The sequence below is a fragment of the Wolbachia endosymbiont of Drosophila tristis genome, from assembly GCF_028981745.1.
In the GTDB taxonomy this organism is placed as follows: Bacteria; Pseudomonadota; Alphaproteobacteria; order Rickettsiales; family Anaplasmataceae; genus Wolbachia; species Wolbachia pipientis.
The window spans coordinates 1-5,781 of the sequence record NZ_JAPQLN010000048.1; the positions used below are offsets into that span (position 1 = coordinate 1).

Here is a 5,781-nt window from a genome sequence, read left to right on the forward strand (position 1 = left end):
ACCTGAGCTACTACCAACAAGAGAACAAGGGTTTAAAGTACAGCCAAGAAGATGGGTTGTAGAAAGGACTTTTGCTTGGGTTAATAGGAATAGAAGGCTATCGAAGGAGTATGATTTACTCACAACATCCACTGAGAATTTCATATACCTAGCTATGAGTAGGGTTATGTTAAAGAGGGAATATGCTTGAATTTACTAGTTTCCGGACAATCTCTTAGTCTGTGTTTTAATTTGGTTGTGTTTTATTAAAAAAACTTTAGATTTATTTTATAATCGATACTCAAATATAATGACTCAAACTTGGGATTTGTTGCAAACAGGGCAAAAGGAAGGCTATAAAATTGCGTATACTAATGCTCGTATTATCGACCCGGAAACTAAACTTGATATAAAAGGTTCATTATTGACTGAAGGGGATAAAATTGTTGACTTTGGTGAATCATTATTTTCAACAAGTGGAGTTGATGAAACAATAGACTGTAAAGGGCTTGTTCTAATGCCAGGCCTTATTGACATTCACGTACATTTTCGTGAACCAGGCCAGGAACATAAAGAAACTATATATACAGGCAGCAAATCTGCAGCTGCGGGGGGAGTTACAACTGTAGTTTGTCAGCCAAACACTGTTCCAGCAATTGATAGCGTTATTTTGGCTAAATATTTGAAATATAGAGCACTTGAAACTTCACATGTAAACGTTGAATTTTACGCTAAAATCACCACTTCGGAAGAACACCTGACTGAAATGGCACTTTTAAAGGAAGCAGGTGCGGTTGGGTTCACCGATGATGGCATGCCAGTTATGAACCCAATGATTATGAGACAGGCGCTGCTTTATTCAAGTATGCTGAATGTTCCTATTGCTCAACATGCAGAAGATTTAAATTTATCTGCTGGTGGCGCAATCAACGAAGGTAAAATTTCTGAAGAATTGGGAGTAAAGGGGATCTTGAGTGCGTCAGAATCGGTTATGGTAAATCGTGATATACTGCTAATGAAGGATATGGAAAATGTGCACTACCATATTCTACATGTCTCTTCAAAAGATTCACTTGATGCTATTAAACGTGCAAAAGATTTGGGATTAAATGTTACGTGCGAAGTAACCCCTCATCACTTCACTTTGACTGAAGATATAGTAAAACAACATGGAGCAATTGCAAAAATGAATCCGCCGCTTCGCACTGAAGAAGATCGTTTAGCTATGGTTGAAGGTTTAAAGACAGGTGTGATTGATTGCATTGCAACTGATCACGCTCCGCATGATCGTAGTTCTAAAGATCTACCACTTGAAAATGCTGCATTTGGTATTGTTGGTCTTGAAACAATGCTGCCCCTTTCACTTGAACTCTATCACAGTGGGCAAATGGGTCTACTTGATGTGCTTGCAAAATTGACATATAAGCCTGCAAATATAATACACATACCACGTGGTCGTATACAAAAAAACCTTGCTGCAGACTTAATTTTAGTTGACCTCAATCATGAATGGGAAATTAAAACTGACAACTTTGCTAGTAAATCAAAGAATTCTCCTTTCGATGGTCGCAAAGTAAAAGGACACGTAGTACGTACTGTTGTGTCCGGCAAAACTATATACTCGCAGAAGAGTTAGTTATCATATCTTATCTATTCCAATTTGTTATCACCAGAATGGGCTAAGTGCACCTAAATTTAAATTAAGAAATCTTACACTGTCTCCGAATAAACACATCCTCTTATCTTTCCCTAATCTGTAAAGTTATTTTGTCTATCAATCTGATTCCAAAACAGCAAAATTATTGTATAATGTTACTTTGAAGTTTTATTTTCAATGCACAAGTTTGCAATACTTTTTTCTATACTGCTTGCAATAGTTGCTTACTACCTAAACAATGAAATCATATTTGAAATAGCAAAGCTATTTAGTGATATCTTTATCAGCTTGCTCAAATTAATAAGCTTACCTCTGGTTTTTTTATCCATAGTTTCCACAATTTCCGGGCTCAAAGACTCAATTGAAATCAAAGTCTTAGTTAAGAAAACACTATTTTATACTCTGCTTACAACTATTATAGCTGCGTTTGTTGCATTATCGTTTTATTTGTTAATAGATCCAGCAAGAAAAAATTTCATAAGTAATACAATAGGGAGTATTAACAGCAATAACCACAGTTATTTTTCATATTTAAAATCACTCATTCCTTCTAATTTTGTGCAAGTTTTTCTTGAAAATAATATGATTGCTAGCATATTAATCGCTTTTTTGATGGGTGGAGCTATTGTTTCACTTTCAAAAGAAAAGCAGGATATATTATATCAAGTATTCTCTGCACTTTTTGATACGCTACTTAAAATTGCTCAAGGGTTATTAAAATTTATTCCGCTTGCTGTTTGGTCTTTTATTACATGTTTTTTGCATGAATTAAAAGGCGGTAGTGAGTTCTACAATCTTTTATGGTATTTTGTTTGCATAATGTCTGCAAATTTTGTGCAGGCATTTCTGATTTTACCGCTATTTATGTGGTATAAAGGCATATCACCAATTCAAACGCTGAAAGGGGTTATGCCAGCACTCACACTTGCGTTTTTTTCTAAATCATCCAGTGCAACATTGCCAACAACTATAGAATGTGTGCAGAACAAGCTAAAGGTGCCAAAGAAATTATCGTCTTTTATTTTACCAATATGCACAACAATTAACATGAATGCATGTGCTGCATTTATACTAATCACTGTAATGTTTGTTGCAGAAATGAACGGATACGTATTTTCCTTAAGCGAAATGTTGATATGGATTTTTTTAGCTACAGGGGCTGCAATTGGTAACGCTGGAGTGCTGATGGGGTGCTATTTTATGGCAACCAGTTATCTCATGTCGATGAATGTTCCTCTGCATATTATGGGACTGATTTTGCCTATTTATACAATCATCGATATGTTTGAAACTGCAATAAATGTGTGGTCTGATGTTTGTATCACTCAGATAATTAATAAAGAATGTAATAGTGAAACTTAAAAAATGATATTAGACGAAAATAACCTAATAATAAAAGAATTTAAAGAAGCAGAAGCAATTTTGCATGGGCATTTTGTTTTATCATCCGGGCTGCATAGTGACACATACATACAGTGTGCGAAGATTTTTGAAAATCCAAGCAGAGCCATGAAAGTTTGCGCATTATTAGCAGATAAAATAAAAAAAGAATTAAATAGCTCCATAGATTTAATATTATCTCCTGCAATTGGTGGAATAATTGTGGGTTATGAGATTGGCAGGCAGCTTGGAATAAAGACAATGTTTTGCGAGCGCGTTAATGGTAAGTTTGAATTACGCCGTGGATTTAAGATCAAAAAGGGTGAGAAAATATTGCTCATTGAAGATGTAATAACCACAGGTAAATCTTCACTTGAAGCAGTGGAATGTGCAGAAGGGGAAGGAGGTAAAGTTGTTGCTGAAGCTTCTTTGATAAAGAGAAATAGTGAAACGAAACTGCCTTTTCCTGTCATATCTTTGATTGAACTGAACATCAAAAACTACAGCGAGGAAGAACTTCCAAGTGAATTAAAACAACTACCCATAACAAAACCTGGGAGTAGGGAATATTTAACAAAGTAATCCTATAATATCTTGGAAACACAGCATTTATACACAGCTTTAGTTATTTACTCCAAGTGTATTTTATGTATACTTATTACTAAATTAATTTTGAAATGATAGAAAATGAACGAATTTAAATCGATCCGAAATATAGCAATAATCGCACACGTTGACCACGGTAAAACTACTTTACTTGATAACATGTTAAAACAAAGTGGCACATTCCGCGAGAATCAAGAAGTTCAAGAACGAGTGATGGATAGTGGTGATCAAGAGCGTGAACGCGGAATTACAATACTTGCAAAATGTACATCAATAATGTGGGGCGATGAAAAGATCAATATTATTGACACGCCAGGGCACGCGGACTTTGGTGGGGAAGTGGAAAGGGTATTGTGCATGGCAGATGGTGTGTTGCTGCTGGTTGACGCTGCAGAAGGTCCCATGCCACAAACAAAATTTGTGCTCTCAAAAGCACTAAAAGCAAATTTGAAGCCAATTGTGATAATCAATAAGGTCGACCGACCAGATAGCAGAATTGATGAAGTATTAAATGAAATATATGAGTTATTTTTTAACCTTGATGCAACCAACGAGCAGCTAGATTTTCCAGTGTTGTATGCTTCAGGTAGAAATGGCTGGTGTGCTAAGGAGCTTTCTGATGAAAGAAAAGATTTAAGCCCATTATTTTCAACGGTTATAGATTATATAAAACCTTCTGTTTATAATCAAAATGCACCTTTTGCTATGTTGGTCACTCTACTTGAGTCTGATAAGTTTCTTGGCAGAATATTGACAGGAAAGGTTTATCAGGGCATTGCAAAAGTCAATTCAGATCTTAAGGTGCTTGACCTCGATGGCAAAGTAATTGAACGAGGAAGATTAACTAAGTTGCTCTCATTTTCTGGCTTGAAACGCATTCCAGTAGAACAAGCTGTGGCGGGAGACATAATTGCAATTGCAGGACTTGAGGAAGCTTCGGTTTCAGATACTATAGCAGCACCAGAAGTTACAACTGCAGTAAGCTCAACTCCAGTTGATCCGCCAACAATGGCGATTACTCTGAGCGTTAATGATTCACCTTTTGCTGGGCAAGAAGGTACAAAGCTTACTTCAACTGCTATAAAGGATCGTTTATATGCGGAAGCAGAAACAAATGTTGCAATTACTGTGACTTTGGCACCAAGCGGTGAAGCATTTGAAGTAGGTGGGCGTGGTGAGTTACAGCTTGGAGTGTTAATTGAAAATATGAGGAGAGAAGGTTTTGAGCTTTCGGTATCACGCCCTCGCGTGTTATTTAAAGAAGAAGGCGGTAAAAAACTTGAACCTATAGAGGAAGTAGTAATTGATGTAGATGATGAATATAGTGGAATCATCATGGAAAAACTCAGCTTCCGTAAAGGTGAAGTAACTGACATGAGACCTTCTGGTAATGGCAGGACAAGATTAACGTTTTTAGTGCCATCAAGAGGATTAATCGGTTATCAAGGAGAGTTTTTAACTGATTCTCGTGGCACAGGCATAATTAACCGTTTATTTCACAGTTATGCTCCACATAGAGGTCCAATTTCTGGAAGGCGCAATGGAGTTTTAATTTCTACAGATAAGGGTGAGGCTGTGGCATATGCAATTTTCAATTTGCAAGACAGGGGAATTATGTTTATTAAGCCACAGGATAAGGTATATTGTGGCATGGTTGTCGGCCAGCATAGCCGTGACAATGATTTGGAGATAAATGTGTTAAAGGGTAAGCAATTAACAAACGTAAGAGCTTCAGGTAGTGATGAAGCTATAAAGCTCACTCCACCAAAGATAATGACACTGGAGGATATGATAGCGTATATAGATGATGATGAATTGGTGGAAGTAACTCCAAAATCTATACGTTTACGCAAGAAATTCCTTGATCCAAATGAACGTAAGCGTGCAGGAAGGGCAAAGAATAAGGAGTAATCAGAGGTTGAACATTTGCGAAAAATAGTGTATAATTATTCGTCTCCTAATTGTATTTAATTAGAGGTTGTCCGGAAACTAGTAAATTCAAGCATATTCCCTCTTTAACATAACCCTACTCATAGCTAGGTATATGAAATTCTCAGTGGATGTTGTGAGTAAATCATACTCCTTCGATAGCCTTCTATTCCTATTAACCCAAGCAAAAGTCCTTTCTACAACCCATCTTCTTGGCTGTACTTTAAACC

At 36.6% G+C, this 5,781-nt stretch carries 6 protein-coding genes; 5 read left to right on the forward strand and 1 reads right to left on the reverse strand.

Annotated features, from left to right (window positions below):
* From OZD64_RS01700 to typA, 5 genes are all read left to right on the forward strand, one after another.
* Positions 1 to 190 (forward strand): transposase (locus OZD64_RS01700; RefSeq protein WP_274999142.1); only part of this gene is annotated, 190 nt, incomplete at its 5' end.
* A 99-nt stretch (positions 191 to 289) separates the two neighbouring features.
* Complete coding sequence (locus OZD64_RS01705; protein ID WP_274999192.1) at positions 290 to 1,615, forward strand: dihydroorotase; 1,326 nt, start codon at positions 290 to 292, stop codon at positions 1,613 to 1,615.
* 198 nt (positions 1,616 to 1,813) lie between these two features.
* Positions 1,814 to 2,998, forward strand: coding sequence for a dicarboxylate/amino acid:cation symporter (locus tag OZD64_RS01710; protein ID WP_274999193.1), 1,185 nt, complete (start codon positions 1,814 to 1,816; stop codon positions 2,996 to 2,998).
* 3 nt (positions 2,999 to 3,001) lie between these two features.
* A complete protein-coding gene (gene pyrE, locus OZD64_RS01715) occupies positions 3,002 to 3,598 on the forward strand; it encodes an orotate phosphoribosyltransferase (protein WP_006279657.1) in 597 nt (198 codons plus the stop codon).
* Between the two features lie 105 nt (positions 3,599 to 3,703).
* Entirely contained in the window at positions 3,704 to 5,533 is a 1,830-nt protein-coding gene (typA, locus tag OZD64_RS01720) for a translational GTPase TypA (RefSeq protein ID WP_010962447.1), read from the forward strand.
* Positions 5,534 to 5,620: 87 nt separating this feature from the next.
* Here typA and OZD64_RS01725 read toward each other — a convergent pair.
* Positions 5,621 to 5,781 (reverse strand): transposase (locus OZD64_RS01725; RefSeq protein WP_274999147.1); only part of this gene is annotated, 161 nt, incomplete at its 5' end.